The sequence below is a fragment of the Streptomyces sp. NPDC008137 genome (genome assembly GCF_042957035.1).
Lineage (GTDB): Bacteria > Actinomycetota > Actinomycetes > Streptomycetales > Streptomycetaceae > Streptomyces.
Genome location: NZ_JBIBHN010000035.1, coordinates 18,949 through 38,789, shown reverse-complemented (window position 1 = coordinate 38,789; position 19,841 = coordinate 18,949). Strand labels below are relative to the sequence as shown.

The following is a 19,841-nucleotide window of genomic DNA, read 5'->3' as shown; positions in this document are numbered from 1 at the left end:
ACGGCCGGGCGGTTGCCAAAGGATGTAGCGGGGGCCTTGATGATCAGCTTCCGGCTCGGCGTCGAGGACCTCGCCGACACCCGCTTCGCGATCTCGCCCCTGCGCGAGGTGATGGGCAGCCTGCGTGCCTTGCGCGCCCCCGCCCTCTACCCGCTGCACGTGCGGTGGCGCGCCTCCGTGCTCCAGGGGCTCGACCCGGCCGACGCCCGGTCGCTGGCCGCCCTGGTGGGGGACACCCTGGCCCTGCCCGACTTCCTGACCCCGAGGCCGATGTCCTTCGCGCCCACCCTCGACGAGCAGCTCACCGTCGTACGCGCCACACCCCCGGAGACGGTACGCCGCGACCTGTTCGCCGCTCATGCGCCCCGGCCCCTGCCGGAGGTGCTGCGGGCGGTCACCGTGCCCGGTGACGCGCCGGTCGCGGAGCTGCTGGAGGAGCTGTGCGTCCTCCTGCGCCGCTACTGGGAGTCGGCGCTGCTGCCGTACTGGCCCCGGATGCGGCTCGTCCTGGAGGCCGACATCACCCACCGGGCACGGCAGCTTGCCACCGGCGGCGCCCGGCTGCTCTTCGACGATCTGCACCGCAACCTGCGCTGGGACGACGGAGTCCTGCGCGTCGACCGGATGCGCGGACGCCACCACGTGGACGGCTCGGGGCGGGGCCTGCGCCTGGTCCCCTCCGTGTTCGCGCATCAGCCGGCGCCTCCGGTCAGTGCCGCGGAACCGCCGATGCTCGCCTACCCGAGCCGGGGCGCCGCGACCCTGTGGGAGCCGGAACCCGAGCCGGCGGCCCCCGTGCTCGCGGCCCTGCTCGGCGCACCCCGCACCACACTGCTGCGGCTGCTGGCCGAGCCGCTCCCGACGGTGGAACTGGCCCGGCGCCTGGGTGTGACCCCGAGCGCCGTGTCCCAGCACCTGCGTGTCCTGCACGCGACGGGCCTGGTCACCCGGGCCCGCGACGGCCGCCGAGTGCTCTACCGGCGCAGCCCGCTGGGGGAGCGGCTCGCGCGGCACGGCGGGTCCTGAGCGCTCAGCGGCTCGCCGTGTCCGACCGCGCCGGAGCGGAGCCCGAGGCCGGCCCGCCGCGGGAGACGACGCGCGTCCCGCGGCCGTCGACGACCCGGACCTGCAGCGAGCCGCACCAGCAGCGCGTCCACTCCGTGCGGCCCGTCGCGGTGGTGTGCCGCGACAGCCCCCGGAACGGCTCGCCCCCGTCCGGCCAGCCGCAGTGCGGGCAGGCCGTGGCGTTGGTGCTGGTCATGACTGACTCCTCGTACCTCGTGGCTGGTTGACCGTCGCGACACAGCCAGGGTGCGTCGAGATCTCCTTACACGTCCAGGTTGACTTTGTGCACGTCATTGTGAAGCGTGGACTGCATGATTGACCTGCGCAGGCTGCACGTCCTCAGGGCCGTCTCCCACTACGGCACGGTCACCGCGGCCGCCCGGGCCCTGCACTTCACTCCGTCCGCCGCCTCCCAGCAGATCCGGCAGCTCGCCCGCGACCTGGACGTCGACCTGCTGGAGCCCCAGGGGCGCGGAGTGCGCCTCACCCCGGCCGCCGAGAGCCTCCTGGCACACGCCGACGCCATCCAGGCCCGCTGGGACCTGGCCGAACTGGATCTACGCGCCGACCACGGAGCGCCCTCGGGGGTACTGCGCGTGACCGGATTCCCCGTGGCCATCTCGGTGCTGCTGGCCCCGATGGCAGCCCGGCTGGGCGAGCGGCATCCGCGGCTGTCCGTCCGGATCGCCGAGATGGGCGTCCCGGAGAGCTTCGACCTGCTCTTCGAGGGGGAGACCGACCTGGCGATCGTCGAGGCCACCCCGCTCAACCCGCCGCTGAGCGACACGCGGTTCGACCAGCGGCCGCTGCTGGACGACCCGTTCGACCTGGTCGTCCCCGAAGGACACCGGCTCGCCGGGCGGGCCCGGATCGACCTCGCCGAGGCGGCGCACGAGGCGTGGATCGCGCCGGTGGAGGAGAGTCCCTGCCGCCCGCACGTGCTGTCCGCCTGCGGCGCGGCGGGATTCACCCCCGACGTCGTCCATCACGCCCTGGACTGGAACGTCGCCGCCCACCTCGTCGCCCACCGGCTCGGCGTCGCCCTCGTCCCGCGCCTGGCCCACCTGACCCCGCACCTCCCGATCACCCGGGTCCGCTGCACGGGCAACCCCCACCGCAAGCTCCTGACCTGCACCCGGGGCGGCGGCCACGCCCGCCCGGCGGTCGCGGCGGCCCTCCAGGAGCTGCGCGAACTCGCCCCCACGGCGGTCGCCTGACCGCCCGCCGCGCATGCGCCGGGCATCGTCCGAGGGACTGACCCTCAGCGCCCCGGCGCCCCCACCCGCAGCGCGTCCATGACGAGGTCCAGCAGCCGGGTGGCGCGCGGTTGCCAGTCGGTGTGGGGATCGATCGTCCAGAGGCCGCCGATCGTGAGGAAGAGGTCGTCCGCGGTGATACCCGGGCGGATGGTGCCGGCCTGCTCGGCTGCGCGCAGCAGCAGTTCGGCCGCCTCCGTCACCGGGGTGTGTCCCGGCTTCGCGGGCTGCCCCGGTGCGCTGGTGGCCTGGCGGATGGCGTCGGCCAAGCCCGCCTTGGCCATGGCGAAGCGCGCGAGCCGGTCCATCCACTCGCGCAGCGCCCGGTCGGGCTCCCGGCTCTCGAGCAGCAGTTCGGCGGAGTCGGCGACCTGCTGCATCTCGTGGCGGTAGATCTCCAGGACGAGTGCCTCACGACTGGGGAAGTGGCGGTAGAAGGTTCCCTGCCCGACGCACGCCTTCTTGGCGATCGAGCTCAGCGGCGCGTCCGCCGATCGCGTCAGTTCGACCAGCGCCACTTCCAGGATGCGCTCGCGATTGCGCTGCGCGTCCGAGCGCAGCGGAGCGTCCTTCTTCTGCCGCACTCGCCCTCCTCGCGATCCCTTGGCCGAAACCCGGCCCTTGTTAAGCGGACAGTTGTCCGTTACGTTTCCGGGTAACGGACAACTGTCCGCTTGCTCCATCGTATCGGTGTGCCGTCCGCGCGGACAGCCCGCGACGGCCGCGCCCCGGCCGACCCGCCCCGCATCCTGCCCCGTCACGAACCGGTACGGCCCCCCGCAGCGTTCCCGCCTCCTGGCCTCACGACCTGAGAGAGAAGGCTTCCATGCCCCCATCGACGTCCAGCGACCTCACCCTGTCCGTCAACGGCGAGAAGTACACGCTGACCGTCGACCACCGCACCACGCTGCTCGACGCCCTGCGCGAACGACTCGATATGACCGGCACGAAAAAAGGCTGTGATCAAGGCCAGTGCGGCGCGTGCACGGTCCTGGTCGACGGCCGCCGGAGCGTGGCCTGTCTGCAACTGGCCGTGGCGGCCGAAGGGCGCGAGATCACCACCATCGAGGGCGTGGCCGAGGGCGACCGACTGCACCCCGTGCAGCAGGCGTTCCTCGAACTGGACGGCTACCAGTGCGGCTACTGCACGCCGGGACAGATCTGTTCGGCCATCGCCGTGATCGAGGAGCACGCGGCCGGCTGGCCGAGCGCGGCCACCGGCGACGTACGGCCCGAGGCGGGACCACCACCCCTCACGCCGGAGGAGATACGGGAGCGCATGAGCGGCAACCTCTGCCGCTGCGGCGCGTACGTGTCGATCGTCCAGGCCGTGGCCCGCGCCGCGGAGTCCAAAGGAGCGGCGGCATGAGGGAGTTCGGCTACCAGCGGGCGTACGACGTCTCCGGCGCCGTGGCGCTGCTCGACGGCGACCGGGAAGCCCGCTTCCTGGGCGGCGGCACCAACCTGGTCGACCTGATGAAGACCGGCGTCGAGCGGCCCGCCCTCCTCGTCGACGTACGCGAACTGCCCCTGAACCGCGTCGAGCCCACCGAGGACGGCGGGCTGCGCATCGGGGCGACCGTCACCAACAGCGACCTCGCGGCGCACCCCGAGGTCCGGCGCCGCTACCCGGCGCTGGCACAGGCCGTACTGGCCGGTGCCTCCGGGCAGCTGCGCAACATGGCCACCGTCGGCGGCAACCTGCTCCAGCGCACCCGCTGCGGCTACTTCGCCGACGTCACCTCCCCGTGCAACAAGCGCAGCCCGGGCAGCGGCTGTCCGGCGATCGAGGGCGAGCATCACAACCACGCCGTCCTCGGCGCCTCCGGCCACTGCGTGGCCACCCATCCCTCCGACATGGGCGTGGCCCTGGCCGCCTTCGACGCGACCGTGTCGTACGAGACGGCGGACGGGCCGGGGGAGGTGCCGCTCGCCGACTTCTACCTGCCGGTGGGGGAGACCCCGCATCTGGAGACCGCCCTGCCGCCCGGCGCGCTGATCACCGGCGTCACCCTGCCGCCCACCACCACAGCGGCCAACTCCCGCTACCGCAAGGTCCGCGAGCGCGCCTCGTACGCCTTCGCCATCGGCTCGATCGCCGCCGCGCTCGACGTCCGGGAGGGCGTCGTGCACGACGTGCGCGTGGCCTTCGGGGCCGTCGCCTCCCGCCCCTGGCGGGCCCGCGCGGCCGAGGGCGTCCTGCTCGGCGCACCCGCCGACGCCGAGACCTTCGCGGCCGCGGCGGAGCTGGAACTGGCCGCCGCCAGGCCCCTGCCCCACAACGGATACAAGGTGACCCTGATGCGCAACCTCGTCGTGGCCGTGCTGAGCGAACTCGCCGAGGAGGCCACCCGATGACCACCGCCACGACCGGTACCAGGGCGGTCAAGGGCTCCGTCGGCTCCTCGCACTCCCGCGTGGAAGGCCGCGACAAGGTCACCGGCGCCGCCCGCTACGCCGGGGAGATCCCGTTCGCCGACCTCGCCCACGGCTGGCTGGTGCTGTCCACCGTCGCCCGCGGCCGCGTCCGCGCCCTGGACACCGAGGCCGTGCTCGGCATGCCCGGTGTCCTCGCCGTGCTCCACCACCAGAACGCCCCGCGCGTCGACACCGACTACGTCGGGCTGATGGGCATGGCCCCGGACCCGAGCATCGCCCTCTTCCAGCACGACCGGGTCGCCCACCTGGGCTGGCCGGTGGCGCTGGTCGTCGCCGAGACGTCCGAGCAGGCCCGGGAGGCCGCAGAGTCCCTCCGGGTCCACTACGACCAGGAGCCGCACGACGTCGCGTTCTCCGCCGAGCGGGAGAGCGAGGCGTACGCGCTCGACAGCCACATGCCGGCCGTGGTCGAGAAGGGCGACCTGGAGGCCGAACTCGCGGCGTCCGCCGTCGTGCTGGACGCGGAGTACACCACTCCGGAGGAACACCACAACCCGATGGAGCCGCACGCGGCGACGGCCCGTTGGGAGGGCGGGCGGCTCGAGGTCGTCGACTCCAACCAGGGCACCACCTGGGTCGCCGGCGAGCTCGCCGGCCTGTTCTCCCTCGACCCGGCCTCCGTGCGGGTGCGCTCCGAGCATGTCGGCGGCGGCTTCGGCAGCAAGGGCGTCCGCGCGCACCAGGTGGGCGCCGTGATGGCCGCGACCGTCCTGCAGCGCCCGGTCCGGGTCGTCATGACCCGACGGCAGATGTTCTCGCTCGCCGGGTACCGCAGCCCCACGGCCCAGCGGGTCAGGCTCGGCGCGGACCCGGACGGGCGGCTGCGCGCGCTGGAGCACCGGTCCCTGAACCTCACCTCGGCTGTACACGAGTTCGTCGAGCCGAGCGCCGCGGCGAGCCGGTCGATGTACGCCGCGGACGCCCACCACACGGCCAGCCGGATCGTCCGGCTCGACGTGCCCACCCCGACGTGGATGCGCGCCCCGGGTGAGGCTCCGGGCTCGTTCGCGCTGGAGTCGGCACTCGACGAACTCGCCGAGCGGTGCGGCCTCGACCCGATCGAGCTGCGCGTACGCAACGAGCCCGAGGTGGGCCCGGTGTCCGGCCTGCCGTTCGCCGGCCGCAACCTGATCGCCTGCTTCCGGGAGGGCGCCCGCCGGTTCGGCTGGGCGGACCGGGATCCGCGACCGGGGGTGCGCCGCGACGGCCGCTGGCTGCTCGGCACGGGCACCGCCGCCGCCTCCTTCCCGGCCGGTGCCATGCCCTCCACGGCGGCCGTCACCGCGGAGGCGGACGGCACCTTCACGGTGCGGATCAACGCCGCGGACATCGGCACCGGCGCCAGGACGGCGCTCACGCTGGTCGCCGCCGACGCCCTGGCAGTGGCGACGGACCGCGTCCGGGTGCGCCTCGGGGACAGCGATCTCGGCCCGGCGATGATCGCCGGCGGCTCGATGGGCACCCGCTCCTGGGCCTGGGCGGTCACGGCCGCCGCCGACGAGCTGCGCCAGAGTCTCGCGCCGGGTGCCGACATCCCGCCGGAGGGCATCACCGTACGGTCCGACACGACCGAGGCCATCGGCGTCCTCGCCCAGAAGGAGCGGCATTCCTTCGGGGCGCAGTTCGCCGAGGTCGCCGTCGATCCGGCCACCGGCGAGGTCCGCGTCCGCCGCATGCTGGGCATCTTCGCGGCCGGCCGGATCGTCAACCCGCTCACCGCCCGCAACCAGTTCGTCGGCGGCATGACCTGGGGCATCTCCATGGCCCTGCACGAGGAGGCCGTACGGGACCGGGCAGGCGGCGGCCTCTATGGCGCCGACCTCGCGGGCTATCACGTCGCCGCGCACGCCGACGTGCCCCACATCGAGGCCGACTGGATCGACGACCCCGACCCGGACGACCCCGTGGGCATCAAGGGCATCGGTGAGATCGGCATCGTGGGTGCCGCGGCGGCGGTCGCCAACGCCGTGTGGCACGCGACCGGCGTCCGCCACCGGAACCTGCCGATCCGGCCCGACCGTGTCCTGATGGCGGGCGGCGATGCTTGACCTGGCCGGGCAGCTGCACGAGTGGATCGAGGAGGGCCGGGAGTTCGCCGTCGCCACGGTCGTCGACGTCGGCGGCAGCGCCCCGCGCCCTCCCGGTGCCGCCCTGGCCGTCCGCGCCGACGGCACCGCCATCGGCTCGGTCTCCGGGGGCTGTGTGGAAGGCGCCGTGTACGACCTCTGCCTCCAGGCACTCCAGGAGGGCGAGACGCTCGTCGAGCGGTTCGGCTACAGCGACGAGGACGCCTTCGCCGTCGGTCTGACCTGCGGCGGAACCATCGACGTCATGATCACCCCGTACGACGCCTCCCAGACACCCCAGGCGGCCGCGCTGTCGGCCGCCGCCCGTGGCGAGCCGGTGGCTCTCGCCCGGGTGGCCCGGGGGCCCGCCGGCCTCCTCGGCCGGGCGGTGCTCGTACGCCCCGACGGCTCGCACGAGGGCGGTCTCGGCGGCGCCCCGGACCTGGACCGCACGGCGATCGCGCAGGCCCGCGCCCTGCTGGACGGCGGCCGCACGGGCACGGTCGAGCTCTCCGAGGACGGCTCGCACTGCCCGGGCGGTCTCACCCTGCTCGTGGAGTCGGCCGTGCCGCCGCCCCGCATGATCGTCTTCGGCGCGATCGACTTCGCGGCGGCCCTGGTACGGGCGGGCAAGCTCCTCGGCCATCACGTCACCGTGTGCGACGCCCGCCCCGTCTTCGCCACCCGGGCCCGCTTCCCCGACGCCGACGAGATCGTCGTGGACTGGCCCCACCGCTATCTGCGGTCGACGGAGACCGACGGGCGCACGGTGCTGTGCGTGCTCACCCACGACGCGAAGTTCGACGTGCCCCTGCTGACGGAGGCCCTGCGGCTGCCGGTCGCCTACGTCGGCGCCATGGGCTCCCGCCGCACCCACCAGGACCGCGACCGGCGCCTGCGGGAAGCGGGCGTCGGCGAGCGCGAGCTGGCCCGGCTGAGATCGCCGATCGGACTCGACCTGGGCGCCCGTACGCCCGAGGAGACCGCCGTGTCCATCGCGGCGGAGATCGTCGCGGCACGGCGCGGTGGTACGGGCCTGCCGCTCACCGGCTCGGGGACCCCGATCCACCGGACCGAGCAGCTGCCCCGAGCGGTCTGACACGGTTGAGAACACGCCGGAAGGGCCGCGGCCTGAAACGGCTGCGGCCCCTCCCCGGCACGTTCGCACCGGTCGCGTGACGGGTCAGGCGGCGGCCGGCTCCGTGGCCTGGCCGTGCAGACGGGCGATGACCTCGGTCAGCTGCTCGGCGACCTCGGCGTCGTCCGCCGGGTGCGTCTCGGCGAAGCGGGTCATCGAGCCGGGGATGGACAGCTTGACGTCCTCCAGCACCCTGCCGCCGGCCACACCCACGGACTTGCGGGTCTCGTCGTGCGCCCAGACACCGCCGAACTGGCCGAAGGCGGTACCGACCACGGCGACCGGCAGGCCGCTGAGGGCGCCGGCGCCGTACGGGCGGGACAGCCAGTCGATGGCGTTCTTCAGGACGGCCGGGATGGTGCCGTTGTACTCGGGCGTGAACAGGATCAGACCGTCGGCCGCCCCGGCGGCCTCGCGCAGCTTCACGGCGGCGGCCGGAACGCTGCCCTCGACGTCGATGTCCTCGTTGTAGAAGGGGATCTCGGCGAGGCCCTCGAACAGGTTCACCTCGGCACCCTCGGGGGCGAGCTTGACGGCCGCCTCGGCGAGCTGGCGGTTGTGCGACCCGGCGCGAAGGCTGCCGACGAGCGCGAGGATGCGAACAGACATGCTGACTCCCACGTAGAGAAAGACTGCTGCGAAACACAGCCGTTACGATCCGGACCGAGGTCCGTTTAATGTTCTAGCACCCTAACCGGACCGCGGTCCAGTTTTGTTCCCGATGCTTTACGCTGGCTTCATGTCCACCGCCCCGCCGCCCTTCCCGACGCCCCAGGAGCCCGTCGCCCGTCCCGAGCTGATCCAGCTCGACAGCGCCCCGGAGGCCGACGAGCCGTGCCTGCGCGCCGACGCCGCGCGCAACCGGGCCCGGCTGCTGGAGGCCGCCGGGCGGCTGGTGGCGGAGCGCGGCGCGGACGCCGTCACGATGGAGGCGGTGGCGACGGCGGCCTGCGTCGGCAAGGGCACGGTCTTCCGCCGGTTCGGCGACCGCACCGGTCTGCTGACGGCGCTGCTCGACCACTCCGAGAAGAAGTTCCAGGCCGCGTTCCTCAGCGGCCCGCCGCCGCTCGGCCCCGGGGCGCCGCCCGCGGAGCGGCTGCGGGCGTTCGGGCGCGCGATGCTGCGCCGGTCGGTCGACGAACTGGAACTCCAGCTGGCGGCCGAGCCGGGCGCGAACCGCCGCTTCGTCGTCCCGGCCCGCCGTGTGCTGCGCCATCACGTGGCCGTGCTTCTGCGGCAGGCGGCCCCCGACGCGGACTGCGAGCTCCTCTCCCACACGCTGATGGGCCAGCTCGACCCGGCCCTGATCCACCACCTGACCAAGCAGTGCGGGATACCCCTGGCCCGCCTCGAGTCGGCGTGGACCGACCTGGTCGACCGGCTCACGGGCGCGGAATCCACCCGCTAGCGCAGCCCCTTGAGGTGCCCCCCCGCCCCTCGTGAACGCTCACGGCTTCGTCACAACTCCCCCGCTGGAAGCGCGCATTGAGGCTTCTGCCAAGATGCCGTACGTCATGGTGCAGATACCGAAAACGCCCGCGCCCCCGTCCCCCGCACCGATGCGCTCCGTGCCCACGAGCGCCGATGTGGCCCGCCTGGCCGGCGTCTCGCGCGCGACCGTCTCCTACGTCCTCAACAACACCAGCGCCGTACGGATCAGCGAGCCCACCCGCCGCCGGGTCCACCAGGCCGCGAAGGAACTCGGGTACGTGCCGCACGCGGCGGCCCGCTCCCTGCGCGCCGGGCACAGCCGCATGGTCCTGATCCCCGCGCCGACCTTCCCGGTCGGCCCGCTCTACAGCCGGTTCCTCACCGACCTCCAGGTCGCGCTCGGCGGCCTCGACTACACGGTGGTGCAGTACGGCACCGGCGGCCCGCACGGCGACGACGCCGCCCGAGCCTGGGCCGAACTCCGGCCCGTGGCCGTGCTGGTGCCCGGTTCCGGACTCGGCCCACGCGGAGTGGCGGTGCTCAAGCGCTCCGGGGCCCGGGCCGTGGTCACCCTCGGCCCCGAGACCATCGAGGGCGCGCACGCCCTGCTCATGGACCACGATGTCGTCGGCTACAGCGCGGGCGCTCACCTCTACGACCGCGGCCGTCGCCGGATCGGCGTCGTCGTCCCGCAGGAACCCGGCCTCGAGGCGTTCTCCGCGCCCCGGCTCGAAGGGGTGCGCCACGCCCTGCGGGGCACCGACGCCACGGTGACCGAACTGCCCCTCGCCCACGAGGAACAGGACGCGGCGCGTCTCGCCGCCCGCTGGCGGACCCTCGGTCTGGACGCCGTGTTCACCTACAACGACGAGTACGCGATGCTGCTGATGCGGGCCCTGCAGGACGAGGACATCCGCGTCCCGGAGGAGACGGCCGTGGTCGGCGCCGACGATCTGATGCTCGGCCGGCTGCTGCGACCCCGGCTGAGCACGGTCCACCTGGAACTGCCCTCCGGCCGTGAACTCGCCGAACTGGTCGACCGGGCCGTGCGCAAGCCCATGACCGAGCCCGAGACGCACAAGGTGCTGGGCGCGACGGTGCTGCACCGCGACTCGAGTTGACCCGGCCGGAAGGCAACTCCCCGGCAGACGGCCGCAGCCATCAGGCCGGCGGTGCCGGTCACCGCCCGGCGCATGACTAGGATGTTGCATCATCAACAAAATGGGGGCGCGTGCGAACGTGGCCGCGGCACACACGGCTGCCCCGGATCGCCGTGCCCCCGCCCTGTGACCGCCGAACCGGCCACGCTCCAACGGGAGTTCCATCCACCCCGTACGCCGGTGACCGATCGATCGGAGAGCCGTCATGCCGCTGCTCGACCCCAGGACCTGGCAGCCCCGAGCCCTGTCCGGGCCCGGGTACACCGTCACCGAGCCCGCCACCGGCGGGGACCTCGGCGCCCTCGCCCTCGCCACCCCGGAGGACGTCGGGGCCGCCGCCGGGAGAGCAGCCGCCGCCCAGCGAGAGTGGGCCCGCGCCCCCCACTTCGCCCGCGCCGCCGTACTCCGCAAGGCGGGCGACCTGTTCACCGCGCACGCCGCCGAACTGCGCGAATGGATCGTCCGCGAGTCCGGTTCCGTCCCGGGCAAGGCCGACTTCGAACTGCACGTCGCCGCCCAGGAGTGCTACGAGGCCGCCGCGCTCGCCTCCCGCCCGGCCGGGCAGGTCCTGCCCAGCGAGGCGCCGCGCCTCTCGTACACGCGCCGCGTCCCGGCCGGTGTGGTGGGCGTCATCTCACCCTTCAACGCCCCGCTGATCCTGTCCATCCGCTCCGTCGCACCGGCCCTGGCCCTGGGCAACGGCGTCCTGCTGAAGCCGGACCCGCGCACGGCCGTCTGCGGAGGCCTGGCCCTGGCCGCGGTCTTCGCCGCCGCGGGCCTGCCCGAGGACCTGCTGCACGTGCTCCCCGGCGGCCCGGACGCCGGACAGGCCCTGGTCTCCGACCCGCGCGTGCCGGTCATCTCCTTCACCGGCTCCACCGCCGCCGGACGGGCCGTCGGCGAGGCCGCCGGACGTCACCTCAAGCGGGCCCACCTGGAACTGGGCGGCAACTCGGCCATGATCGTGCTGGCGGACGCCGACCTCGACGCGGTGATCTCCACCGCCGCCTGGGGCTCGTTCTTCCACCAGGGCCAGATCTGCATGACGACCGGACGCCACCTGGTGCACGCGTCCCTGTACGACGAGTACGTCGAGCGGCTGGCCGCCAAGGCGGACTCGCTCGCGGTCGGCGACCCGTACCGCGACCACGTGCACCTGGGCCCCATCATCGACTCCGGCCAGCTCGCCAAGATCAGCGGCCTGGTGGAGTCCAGCAGGGCGGCGGGCGCCAAGATAGCGGCGGGCGGCACGCACGACCGGCTCTTCTACCGGCCCACGGTCCTCGCCAACGTCGACGACCGCACCCCGGCCTACGCGGAGGAGGTCTTCGGCCCGGTGGCGCCCGTACGCTCCTTCAACACCGCCGACGAGGCGGCGGCCCTGGCCGCGCAGAGCCCGTACGGCCTCTCCCTGGGCATCGTCACCAGGGACACCGCCCGCGGCCTTGACCTCGCCGAGCGCATACCGACCGGCATCGTCCACATCAACGACCAGACCGTGAACGACGAGGCCGTGGCGCCGTTCGGCGGAGTGGCCGCCTCCGGCACCGGCGCCCGCTTCGGCGGCGAGGCCAATCTGGAGGCCTTCACCGAACTGCGCTGGACGACGGTACGCGCGGACGTGGCCCCGTACCCCTTCTAGGCGGGACACGGCTTCCGGGCCGGACACGACCTGGGGCCGGACACGACCTGGGGCCGGGCCCGGCCGACAGGCCCGGCCCCGGAGCCGGTTTCCCGGGGGCGTCCGATCGCCCCGGGCGGCTTACTCGGTCCCCTGCGGCTGCTGGGCCTGCTGCTCGGCGACGGCCTTGCGGACCTCGTCCATGTCCAGGCCCCGGGCCTGGCCGATGACGTCGGTCAGCGCGGCCTCGGGCAGGGCGCCCGGCTGGGCGAACACGGCGACCTGGTCGCGGACGATCATCAGCGTGGGAATCGACTGGATGCCGAAGGCCGCGGCCAGCTCCGGCTGCGCCTCGGTGTCCACCTTGCCGAACACCAGGTCCGGGTTCTCGCCCGCCGCCTTCTCGTACACCGGGGCGAACTGCTTGCACGGCCCGCACCAGTCGGCCCAGAAGTCGATCAGGACGAACTCGTTGTCCGTGACCGTCTGGTCGAAGTTCTCCTTGGTGAGCTCCACGGTGCTGCTCATGGTGTAAATCCCTCTTCCTGGTGTGGGGGCGAACCGTCGGCACAACACGGCCGACCTGGTAGGTATTCCGCGCCCCTACCCGTGTGGCCAGGGCGCACACCACCCACCAGACTGACCCCATGACGGAAACGGAAACCAACGCGTACGACGTCGTGGTGCTCGGGGCCGGGCCCGTGGGGGAGAACGTCGCAGACCGCGCCCGCGCGGCCGGGCTGACCACCGCGGTCGTGGAGAGCGAACTGGTCGGCGGCGAGTGCTCGTACTGGGCGTGCATGCCCAGCAAGGCCCTGCTGCGGCCGGTCATCGCCCGGGCGGACGCCCGCCGGGTACCCGGCCTGCGCCAGTCGGTGCAGGGCCCCCTCGACGCCTCCGCCGTCCTCGCCCACCGGGACTACTACACCTCCCACTGGAAGGACGACGGGCAGGTCGGGTGGCTCGACAGCATCGGCGCCGACCTGTACCGCGGCCACGGCCGGCTCGCCGGCCCCCGTACGGTGACGGTCACCGGCCCCGACGGCGCCGAGCACCTCCTGACCGCCCGGCACGCCGTCGCCGTCTGCACCGGCAGTCGCGCGTCCCTCCCGAAACTGCCCGGGCTGGACGAGGTCAAGCCGTGGACCAGCCGGGAGGCCACCAGCTCCCCGAGCGTTCCGGGCCGGCTGATCGTGGTCGGCGGCGGCGTGGTCGCCACCGAGATGGCCACGGTCTGGCGTGCCCTCGGCTCCGAGGTCACCATGCTGGTCCGTGGCAAGGGCCTGCTGCCCCGGATGGAGCCCTTCGCCGGGGAACTGATCGCCGAGGCGCTCACCGAGGCCGGCACGGACGTCCGCACCGGCACGTCGATCGAGTCGGTGACCCGCGAGAACGGCACCGTCGTGGCCGTCACCGACACCGGCGACCGCGTCGAGGCCGACGAGATCCTCTTCGCCACCGGCCGCGCGCCGCGCACCGACGACATCGGCCTGGAGACGATCGGCCTGGACCCCGGCTCCTGGCTGCCGGTCGACGACAGCCTCCGCGTCACCGGCCACGACTGGCTGTACGCGGTCGGCGACGTCAACCACCGCGCCCTGCTCACCCACCAGGGCAAGTACCAGGCGCGCATCGCGGGCGCCGCCATCGCCGCCCGGGCCACGGGGGAGACCCTCCTCGCCGAGCCCTGGGGCGCGCATGCCGCGACCGCCGACAACGCCGCCGTACCTCAAGTCGTCTTCACCGACCCGGAGGCGGCCGCGGTGGGCCTGTCCCTGGCAGAAGCGGAACAGGCCGGCCACCGCGTGCAGGCCGTCGACGTCGACCTGTCCACCGTCGCGGGGGCCGGCCTGTACGCCGACGGTTACAAGGGCCGCGCCCGCATGGTCGTCGACGTCGAGGCCGAGATCATCCGCGGCGTGACCCTCGTGGGCCCGGGTGTGGGCGAACTCATCCACTCCGCGACGATCGCCGTGGCCGGTGAGGTCCCCGTCAGCCGCCTGTGGCACGCGGTCCCGTCCTACCCGACGATCAGCGAGGTGTGGCTCCGGCTGCTGGAGGCGTACCGGGACGCCTGACCGGCCCGGCCGGGCCGGTCAGTGGTGTCCGCCCGGCGGCACAGGTCGCCGGGACGGCCTCCTCCTGGCGGGGCACGACCGGCAGCCAACGGTCGCCGGGACGCGATCACGCGTGCGCGGGCACCACCAGCTCCCGGTAGTCGTCGCTCCACAGGTCCTCCTCCGCCTCGGGCAGCAGCAGCACCCGGTCCGGCCGCAGCGCGTCCACCGCCCCCTCGTCGTGGGTGACCATGACGATCGCGCCCGGGTAGGTGCCCACCGCGGCCAGGACCTCGGCGCGGGAGGCCGGGTCCAGGTTGTTGGTGGGCTCGTCCAGGAGCAGGACGTTGGCGCCCGAGTGCACCAGGCCGGCGAGGGCGAGCCGGGTCTTCTCGCCACCGGACAGGACGCCGACGCGCTTGCCCGTGTCGTCACCGGTGAACAGGAACGAGCCCAGCACCTGGCGGACTTCGCCGTCGGCGAGGTGCGGGGCGGCCCCGGTCAGGTGCTCACGCACCGTCAGCTCCGGGTCCAGGGTGTCGTGTTCCTGGGCGAAGTAGCCGAGCCGCAGCCCGTGCCCGTGGACCACCCGGCCGCCGTCGGGTGTGTCTCGGCCCGCGAGGAGGCGCAACAGGGTCGTCTTTCCCGCACCGTTGGGGCCGAGTACGACCAGGCGACTGCCCCGGTCGACGGCCAGATCCACCCCCCGCAGGACGTGCTGCCCGCCGTACGACCTGGTCAGGCTCACGGCGCCGAGCGGGATCCGGCCGCAGGGCGCCGGCTCGGGCAGCCGGATCCTGGCCGTCTTCTCGGCGCGCCGGGCCGGTTCGAGGCCGGCGAGCATACGGTCGGCGCGGCGGGCCATGTTCCGGGCCGCCACCGCGGTCGACACCCGGGCCCGCATCCGGTCGGCCTGCGCGTGCAACGACGCGGCCTTGCGCTCGGCGTTCGCCCGCTCGCGCGCCCGTCGCCGCTCGTCGGCTTCCCGCTGGGCCATATAGGCGTCCCAGCCGGTGTTGTGGACGTCCAGTGCGGCCCGTCCCGGATCCAGGTGGAACACCCGGTTCACGGTGCCGGCCAGCAGGGACGTATCGTGACTGATCATCACAAGACCGCCCTGATGGCTCGTGAGGAATCCGCGCAGCCAGGCGACCGAGTCCGCGTCCAGGTGGTTCGTCGGCTCGTCCAGCAGCAGGGTGCCGTGCCCGGCGAACAGGATGCGGGCCAGCTCCACGCGTCGGCGCTGCCCGCCCGACAGGGCACTGAGCGGCCGGTCCATCAGGCCCGCCGGCAGTCCGACCCCGGCGGCGACCCGGGCCGCCTCCGCCTCGGCCGCGTAGCCGCCGCGCGCCTGGAACTCGGCCTCGGCCCGCACATAGGCGTTCATCGACCGCTCCGCGCCGTCGGCCATCGCGGCCTCGGCGCGGCGCAGCTCCCGCACCGCGCGGTCCAGGCCGCGCGCGGACAGGATCCGGTCGGTGACCGTGACCGACTGGTCGGCCGCGCGGGAGTCCTGCGGGAGATGGCCGACGTCGCCGGTGCGGGCGACCGTTCCGGCGGCGGGCCGCAGGACACCCGCCAGGGTGTGCAACAGGGTGGTCTTTCCCGCGCCGTTGCGGCCGACCAGGCCGACGCGGTCGCCGGGGGAGACATGGAGGGAAACTCCGGACAGCAGCAGACGCGCGCCCACGCGCACGTCGACGTCACGAACGGTGATCATGAGAAAACGCTCCGAACAAGATTCCAGGCAGAGGACACACGGGTGGTGTGGAAGCGGGTCCTCGGTTAGGAAATTCGGGGCGTAGACATGCGGGCCACGGTAACGGAGCCCTCTGCAGAGCGCCTCCGGTTTTCCGTGCCCTACGGCGTCCGAGTGGCCCTACGGCAGCTCGAACCCGAGTGCCCGCGCGGCCTCCTCCGGCGTCGGCTGAGCCCAGCGCTCCGCCATCGCCAGATCGGACGACAGCGAACGCGGCTCGGCCCGGTCCAGATACAGCACGCCGTCGAGGTGGTCCGTCTCGTGCTGCACGATCCGCGCCGGCCAGCCGGAGAACACCTCGTCCAGCGCCCGCCCGTGCTCGTCCTGCCCGGTCAGCCGCACCTCGGCAGGCCGCGCCACCACCGCCTGCCAGCCCGGCACGCTCAGACAGCCCTCGAAGAACGCGGCCCGCGCGTCGCCGACGGGCTCATAGGCGGGATTGACCAGCACCCGGAAGGGCTGTGGCACGCGCCCGCGCGCGAGACGCACCGTTTCCGGCACCGGAGCGGGGTCCTCGATCACCGCGATCCTGAGCGGCACACCGACCTGGGGCGCCGCCAGACCGACCCCGGGTGCCGCGCGCATGGTGACCCGCAGGGCCTCGACGAACCGGGCCAGCAGCGCGGGCTCCAGCTGACCGTCGTACGGCTCGGTGCCGCGCCGCAGCACCGGGTCACCGGCCGCGAAGACGGCCAACGGGACGCCGTCCGCGAGGAGTTCCTCGACCCGCTCGGCCAGCGGTGCGCGATCACTCGGAGTTGCCATCGCGTCAGGATGACACGGCACCCTCCCCGTAGGCGTGATGCACGTCACATGCACTCCTCGGGAACTGAACGCCCCGCCGCCCCGACTACTGCACCGCAACACCACCACCGCCGCGAACGACGACCACCGCAACAGCCGACAAGACGTCCCCCGGAGAAGCCCGCCGATGACCACCGCTCCCTCGACCACCACGGACGAGGCCCCGAAATCAGCCACCCCGGCACCGTCGAAGAGCAGCTGGGCCCCCTTGCGCCCGCTGGTCCTTCGCCTGCACTTCTACGCCGGGGTGCTGGTGGCGCCGTTCCTCCTCGTCGCCGCCGTCACCGGCCTGCTGTACGCCGCCTCCTTCCAGGCCGAGAAGATCGTGTACGACCACGAACTGACCGTCCCGGTCGGCGAGCGGAAGCTGCCGATCAGCGAGCAGGTGGCCGCAGCCCGCAAGGCCCACCCCGAGGGCACCATCTCGGCCGTACGCCCCTCACCCGAGGCGGACGCGACGACCAGGGTCATGCTGTCCGGCGTCCCGGGCGTCGACGAGGGCCACGCGCTCGCCGTGTTCGTCGACCCCTACACCGCGAAGGTGCGCGGCTCCCTCGAACAGTACGGCTCGACCGGCGCGCTGCCGCTGCGCACCTGGATCGACGAGTTCCACCGTGACCTCCACCTGGGCGAGACGGGGCGGCTCTACAGCGAGCTGGCGGCCAGCTGGCTGGGGGTGATCTCGGCCGGCGGTCTGGTGCTGTGGTTCTCCCGCCGCCGGGCCCTGCGCAAGGTGCGGGGCACGAACGGACGGCGCCGCACGCTCGGACTGCACGGCAGCGTCGGCGTCTGGGCGGCGGCCGGGTTCTTCTTCCTCTCGGCGACGGGTCTCACCTGGTCGGCCTACGCCGGGGCCAACATCGACGAACTGCGCACCTCGCTGGGCCACGCCACCCCGTCGGTGTCGGCGGCGGCGGGCGGTGAACACTCCGGCCACGGCGCCGCTGCCGGGCAGGCGGGAGACGCCGCGCACGGAGTGGGCCTGGACAAGGTCCTCACGGCGGCGCGGGCCGAGGGCCTCGGCGACCCGGTGGAGATCGTGCCGCCGGCCGACGCGACCTCGGCGTACGTCGTCAAGCAGGTACAGCGCGGCTGGCCCACGAAGCAGGACTCCGTCGCGATCGACCCGTCCAGCGGCGAGGTCATGGATGTGCTGCGGTTCGCCGACTACCCCCTGCTCGCGAAGCTCACCCGGTGGGGCATCGACCTGCACACCGGCATCCTGTTCGGCCTGGCCAACCAGATCGTCCTGATGCTGCTCACGCTCTCCCTGATCCTGCTGATCGTGTGGGGCTACCGCATGTGGTGGCAGCGTGGCCGAGGCTCGGCCTTCGGCCGACCGATCCCGCGCGGCGCCTGGCAGCAGGTACCGCCGCAGATCCTGGTCCCGCTGCTCGCCGGCGTGGCCGTGCTCGGCTACTTCCTGCCGCTGTTCGGCATCCCGCTGGCGGCCTTCCTCGCCGTCGACATCCTGCTGGGCGAGATCGCCTACCGGCGGGGACGGCGGTCGTACGGAGCCGGGACGCCGGCGAAGTAGCCGACGGCCCGCAGACACCGGTGCCCGGCTCCGCACGGAGCCGGGCACCGGTGTCTGTCACCGGCGGTCAGCGCTGCTCGAAGTCACCCGCGAGCGCCGAGGCGATCCGCAGATGCGACTCCGCCTCCTCGTGCCGCCCCTGCCGCTGGAGCGTGCGGCCGAGCATCAGCCGGGCATAGTGCTCGACGGGGTCGCGTTCCACGATCGTCCGCAACTCGGTCTCCGCACGCCACAGTTGGGCCGAGTGGTAGTAGGAACGCGCCAGCAGCAGCCGCGGCCCGGTCTGCTCGGGCACCTCCTCGACCAGCCCGACCAGGACACGCGCGGCGGCGGCGTAGTCCTTGGCGTCGAAGAACAACCGCGCGCGCTCCCAGCGCTCCGCAGGGGTTCCGTGGGCGTAGTACGTGGCGTCGTAGGTCGTGTTCACTCGGGGCCTCCTTCGAGGCCGACAACCGGGCGGGTTGGTTCAATATTCCACTACCTGTGCGGGCCCTGCTCGGTCAGGGCCGCCAGCTCGGCATCGGCCCGTTCGGTGATCAGGCTCAGCACCCGGCCGGCGACGGCCAGGTCCTCCGCCGGAATGCCGTCGTAGATCCGGGCCGTGATGGGCGCTGTCTCGCCGGAGGTCCTGTCGTAGAGCTCCCGTCCGGCGTCCGTGATCCGCACGCCCGATGCCCCGCTCGGGGCCAGCAACCGCGCGGCGATCAGCTCTTCGATCACGGTGTGCACCTCCGTCGCGCCGGCCTTCAGCGCGCCGGTGACCTCGTCGACGAGCCGCTCGCGCCCGACCGGGCCCTCGGCGAGCGCCGCGAGGCGGAGGGTGACGGACTGCTGGAAGGTGATGCCGTGCCGGGCCAGTACGTTCTCCAGGATCGCCCGGCCGGCGTAGTGCGCCAGGGCGATGACGCGGGGGCCGACGAGGGGTGCGGTGGTCGTCATGACTGCTCCGTCTCGTTCTCGCTGAAGGGATCAAGAGGTGCGTCGAGCAAGGTCGTCAGATCGCGCGCGAACTCCCTTGTACGCGCGCTGTCGAGGCCGCCCAGCGGCTCCAGGAGCTGCTGAAGCAGCCCGCGTACGACGGTGATCGCCCGCGCGGCGACCTCGTGCCCCTGCCCGGTGAGCGCGAGCTGCACCGCGCGCGGGTCGCGCGGGTCACGGGTGCGCTCCAGAAGGCCGGCGGTCTCCAGTGTGCGGGCGAGCTTGGACACGTAGAGCGGCTCGAGCCCCGTGTGGTCGGCGAGGCGCCGCTGGCTGGGCCGTTCGCCGGACCGCCGCATGCCGTACAGCGAGGCCACGAGCGCGTACTGCGCATGGGTCAGCCCCAGCGGGGCGACGGCCCGGTCGACGGCCACCCGCCACTTCGTCGACAGCCGCCACACCAGGAACCCGGGCGTCGCGCCCTCGGACTCATTGCTCATCGCCGAACCCTTGCTCATGGCGGATACGGTACATGGCTACCATATGCATGGCTACTATATTCGGAAGGTGCGAGAGCGGGGCATGGCCGC

At 73.4% G+C, this 19,841-nt stretch carries 20 protein-coding genes; 11 read left to right on the top strand and 9 right to left on the bottom strand.

Going from position 1 to position 19,841, the window contains the following annotated elements; translation table 11 throughout:
* The first annotated feature begins 39 nt into the window (after positions 1-39).
* Complete coding sequence (locus tag ACFZBT_RS35375; protein ID WP_391112899.1) at positions 40-1,026, top strand: metalloregulator ArsR/SmtB family transcription factor; 987 nt, start codon at positions 40-42, stop codon at positions 1,024-1,026.
* A 4-nt stretch (positions 1,027-1,030) separates the two neighbouring features.
* Here ACFZBT_RS35375 and ACFZBT_RS35370 read toward each other — a convergent pair whose 3' ends face one another.
* Positions 1,031-1,261, bottom strand: a complete 231-nt coding sequence (locus ACFZBT_RS35370) for a hypothetical protein (RefSeq protein ID WP_391112753.1) — start codon at positions 1,259-1,261, stop codon at positions 1,031-1,033.
* A gap of 115 nt (positions 1,262-1,376) precedes the next feature.
* Between ACFZBT_RS35370 and ACFZBT_RS35365 the strand changes: the two genes are divergently transcribed.
* Positions 1,377-2,282 carry a LysR substrate-binding domain-containing protein gene (locus tag ACFZBT_RS35365; protein WP_391112750.1) on the top strand — a complete coding sequence of 302 codons (906 nt, stop codon included), beginning with the start codon at positions 1,377-1,379 and terminating at the stop codon, positions 2,280-2,282.
* Between the two features lie 44 nt (positions 2,283-2,326).
* On the opposite strand, the gene ACFZBT_RS35360 is transcribed toward ACFZBT_RS35365, so the two are convergent.
* Positions 2,327-2,905 carry a TetR family transcriptional regulator gene (locus tag ACFZBT_RS35360; protein WP_391112747.1) on the bottom strand — a complete coding sequence of 193 codons (579 nt, stop codon included), beginning with the start codon at positions 2,903-2,905 and terminating at the stop codon, positions 2,327-2,329.
* 242 nt (positions 2,906-3,147) lie between these two features.
* Here ACFZBT_RS35360 and ACFZBT_RS35355 point away from each other — a divergent pair, with 242 nt between their 5' ends.
* Genes ACFZBT_RS35355 through ACFZBT_RS35340 form a run of 4 tightly spaced genes read left to right on the top strand, consistent with a single transcriptional unit; the run spans position 3,148 to position 7,925 of the window.
* Positions 3,148-3,690, top strand: coding sequence for a 2Fe-2S iron-sulfur cluster-binding protein (locus ACFZBT_RS35355; protein WP_391112744.1), 543 nt, complete (start codon positions 3,148-3,150; stop codon positions 3,688-3,690).
* Complete coding sequence (locus ACFZBT_RS35350; protein ID WP_391112741.1) at positions 3,687-4,679, top strand: FAD binding domain-containing protein; 993 nt, start codon at positions 3,687-3,689, stop codon at positions 4,677-4,679. The genes ACFZBT_RS35355 and ACFZBT_RS35350 overlap by 4 nt, the downstream gene beginning before the upstream one ends.
* Complete coding sequence (locus tag ACFZBT_RS35345; protein WP_391112738.1) at positions 4,676-6,808, top strand: molybdopterin cofactor-binding domain-containing protein; 2,133 nt, start codon at positions 4,676-4,678, stop codon at positions 6,806-6,808. The genes ACFZBT_RS35350 and ACFZBT_RS35345 overlap by 4 nt, the downstream gene beginning before the upstream one ends.
* On the top strand, positions 6,801-7,925 hold the full coding sequence (locus ACFZBT_RS35340) for an XdhC family protein (RefSeq protein WP_391112734.1): 1,125 nt from the start codon (positions 6,801-6,803) through the stop codon (positions 7,923-7,925). Before ACFZBT_RS35345 ends, ACFZBT_RS35340 begins: the two co-directional genes overlap by 8 nt.
* Before the next feature lie 84 nt (positions 7,926-8,009).
* On the opposite strand, the gene ACFZBT_RS35335 is transcribed toward ACFZBT_RS35340, so the two are convergent.
* Positions 8,010-8,573: an NAD(P)H-dependent oxidoreductase gene (locus tag ACFZBT_RS35335; protein ID WP_391112731.1), complete on the bottom strand. Its 564-nt coding sequence runs from the start codon at positions 8,571-8,573 to the stop codon at positions 8,010-8,012.
* Between the two features lie 130 nt (positions 8,574-8,703).
* Here ACFZBT_RS35335 and ACFZBT_RS35330 point away from each other — a divergent pair, with 130 nt between their 5' ends.
* The 3 genes from ACFZBT_RS35330 (at position 8,704) to ACFZBT_RS35320 (ending at position 12,197) form a co-directional block, all read left to right on the top strand.
* The gene (locus tag ACFZBT_RS35330; RefSeq protein ID WP_391112728.1) at positions 8,704-9,372 is read left to right on the top strand and encodes a TetR family transcriptional regulator; all 669 of its coding nucleotides are present in this window, start codon (positions 8,704-8,706) and stop codon (positions 9,370-9,372) included.
* Positions 9,373-9,478: 106 nt separating this feature from the next.
* Positions 9,479-10,516 carry a substrate-binding domain-containing protein gene (locus ACFZBT_RS35325; RefSeq protein WP_391112725.1) on the top strand — a complete coding sequence of 346 codons (1,038 nt, stop codon included), beginning with the start codon at positions 9,479-9,481 and terminating at the stop codon, positions 10,514-10,516.
* A gap of 244 nt (positions 10,517-10,760) precedes the next feature.
* A complete protein-coding gene (locus ACFZBT_RS35320) occupies positions 10,761-12,197 on the top strand; it encodes an aldehyde dehydrogenase family protein (RefSeq protein WP_391112722.1) in 1,437 nt (478 codons plus the stop codon).
* A gap of 120 nt (positions 12,198-12,317) precedes the next feature.
* On the opposite strand, the gene trxA is transcribed toward ACFZBT_RS35320, so the two are convergent.
* Entirely contained in the window at positions 12,318-12,704 is a 387-nt protein-coding gene (gene trxA, locus ACFZBT_RS35315; protein ID WP_391112718.1) for a thioredoxin, read from the bottom strand.
* A gap of 119 nt (positions 12,705-12,823) precedes the next feature.
* On the opposite strand from trxA, the gene ACFZBT_RS35310 reads away from it, so the two are divergent.
* Positions 12,824-14,254: an FAD-dependent oxidoreductase gene (locus ACFZBT_RS35310; protein WP_391112715.1), complete on the top strand. Its 1,431-nt coding sequence runs from the start codon at positions 12,824-12,826 to the stop codon at positions 14,252-14,254.
* 106 nt (positions 14,255-14,360) lie between these two features.
* Here ACFZBT_RS35310 and ACFZBT_RS35305 read toward each other — a convergent pair whose 3' ends face one another.
* Positions 14,361-15,953: an ATP-binding cassette domain-containing protein gene (locus ACFZBT_RS35305; RefSeq protein WP_391112712.1), complete on the bottom strand. Its 1,593-nt coding sequence runs from the start codon at positions 15,951-15,953 to the stop codon at positions 14,361-14,363.
* A 159-nt stretch (positions 15,954-16,112) separates the two neighbouring features.
* Positions 16,113-16,757, bottom strand: a complete 645-nt coding sequence (locus ACFZBT_RS35300; protein WP_391112709.1) for a peptide deformylase — start codon at positions 16,755-16,757, stop codon at positions 16,113-16,115.
* Positions 16,758-16,923: 166 nt separating this feature from the next.
* Here ACFZBT_RS35300 and ACFZBT_RS35295 point away from each other — a divergent pair, with 166 nt between their 5' ends.
* Positions 16,924-18,333: a PepSY domain-containing protein gene (locus ACFZBT_RS35295; RefSeq protein ID WP_391112705.1), complete on the top strand. Its 1,410-nt coding sequence runs from the start codon at positions 16,924-16,926 to the stop codon at positions 18,331-18,333.
* 67 nt (positions 18,334-18,400) lie between these two features.
* On the opposite strand, the gene ACFZBT_RS35290 is transcribed toward ACFZBT_RS35295, so the two are convergent.
* The 3 genes from ACFZBT_RS35290 to ACFZBT_RS35280 are packed head-to-tail and all read right to left on the bottom strand — an operon-like array spanning position 18,401 to position 19,751.
* Positions 18,401-18,760 (bottom strand): tetratricopeptide repeat protein, encoded by a 360-nt coding sequence (locus tag ACFZBT_RS35290; RefSeq protein ID WP_391112702.1) that lies wholly within the window; start codon positions 18,758-18,760, stop codon positions 18,401-18,403.
* A 50-nt stretch (positions 18,761-18,810) separates the two neighbouring features.
* A complete protein-coding gene (locus tag ACFZBT_RS35285) occupies positions 18,811-19,272 on the bottom strand; it encodes a MarR family transcriptional regulator (protein WP_391112699.1) in 462 nt (153 codons plus the stop codon).
* Positions 19,269-19,751 carry a MarR family transcriptional regulator gene (locus ACFZBT_RS35280; RefSeq protein WP_391112896.1) on the bottom strand — a complete coding sequence of 161 codons (483 nt, stop codon included), beginning with the start codon at positions 19,749-19,751 and terminating at the stop codon, positions 19,269-19,271. The genes ACFZBT_RS35285 and ACFZBT_RS35280 overlap by 4 nt, the downstream gene beginning before the upstream one ends.
* Positions 19,752-19,841: the final 90 nt, after the last annotated feature.

Coding starts and splice junctions, on each gene's coding strand:
- ACFZBT_RS35305 (WP_391112712.1), bottom strand. CDS start 15,953: ATGATCACCGTTCGTGACGTCGACGTGCGCGTGGGCGCGCGTCTGCTG.
- ACFZBT_RS35370 (WP_391112753.1), bottom strand. CDS start 1,261: ATGACCAGCACCAACGCCACGGCCTGCCCGCACTGCGGCTGGCCGGAC.
- ACFZBT_RS35295 (WP_391112705.1), top strand. CDS start 16,924: ATGACCACCGCTCCCTCGACCACCACGGACGAGGCCCCGAAATCAGCC.
- ACFZBT_RS35335 (WP_391112731.1), bottom strand. CDS start 8,573: ATGTCTGTTCGCATCCTCGCGCTCGTCGGCAGCCTTCGCGCCGGGTCG.
- ACFZBT_RS35365 (WP_391112750.1), top strand. CDS start 1,377: ATGATTGACCTGCGCAGGCTGCACGTCCTCAGGGCCGTCTCCCACTAC.
- ACFZBT_RS35285 (WP_391112699.1), bottom strand. CDS start 19,272: ATGACGACCACCGCACCCCTCGTCGGCCCCCGCGTCATCGCCCTGGCG.
- ACFZBT_RS35340 (WP_391112734.1), top strand. CDS start 6,801: ATGCTTGACCTGGCCGGGCAGCTGCACGAGTGGATCGAGGAGGGCCGG.
- ACFZBT_RS35300 (WP_391112709.1), bottom strand. CDS start 16,757: ATGGCAACTCCGAGTGATCGCGCACCGCTGGCCGAGCGGGTCGAGGAA.
- ACFZBT_RS35320 (WP_391112722.1), top strand. CDS start 10,761: ATGCCGCTGCTCGACCCCAGGACCTGGCAGCCCCGAGCCCTGTCCGGG.
- ACFZBT_RS35280 (WP_391112896.1), bottom strand. CDS start 19,751: ATGAGCAATGAGTCCGAGGGCGCGACGCCCGGGTTCCTGGTGTGGCGG.
- ACFZBT_RS35375 (WP_391112899.1), top strand. CDS start 40: ATGATCAGCTTCCGGCTCGGCGTCGAGGACCTCGCCGACACCCGCTTC.
- trxA (WP_391112718.1), bottom strand. CDS start 12,704: ATGAGCAGCACCGTGGAGCTCACCAAGGAGAACTTCGACCAGACGGTC.
- ACFZBT_RS35350 (WP_391112741.1), top strand. CDS start 3,687: ATGAGGGAGTTCGGCTACCAGCGGGCGTACGACGTCTCCGGCGCCGTG.
- ACFZBT_RS35330 (WP_391112728.1), top strand. CDS start 8,704: ATGTCCACCGCCCCGCCGCCCTTCCCGACGCCCCAGGAGCCCGTCGCC.
- ACFZBT_RS35345 (WP_391112738.1), top strand. CDS start 4,676: ATGACCACCGCCACGACCGGTACCAGGGCGGTCAAGGGCTCCGTCGGC.
- ACFZBT_RS35355 (WP_391112744.1), top strand. CDS start 3,148: ATGCCCCCATCGACGTCCAGCGACCTCACCCTGTCCGTCAACGGCGAG.
- ACFZBT_RS35310 (WP_391112715.1), top strand. CDS start 12,824: ATGACGGAAACGGAAACCAACGCGTACGACGTCGTGGTGCTCGGGGCC.
- ACFZBT_RS35325 (WP_391112725.1), top strand. CDS start 9,479: ATGGTGCAGATACCGAAAACGCCCGCGCCCCCGTCCCCCGCACCGATG.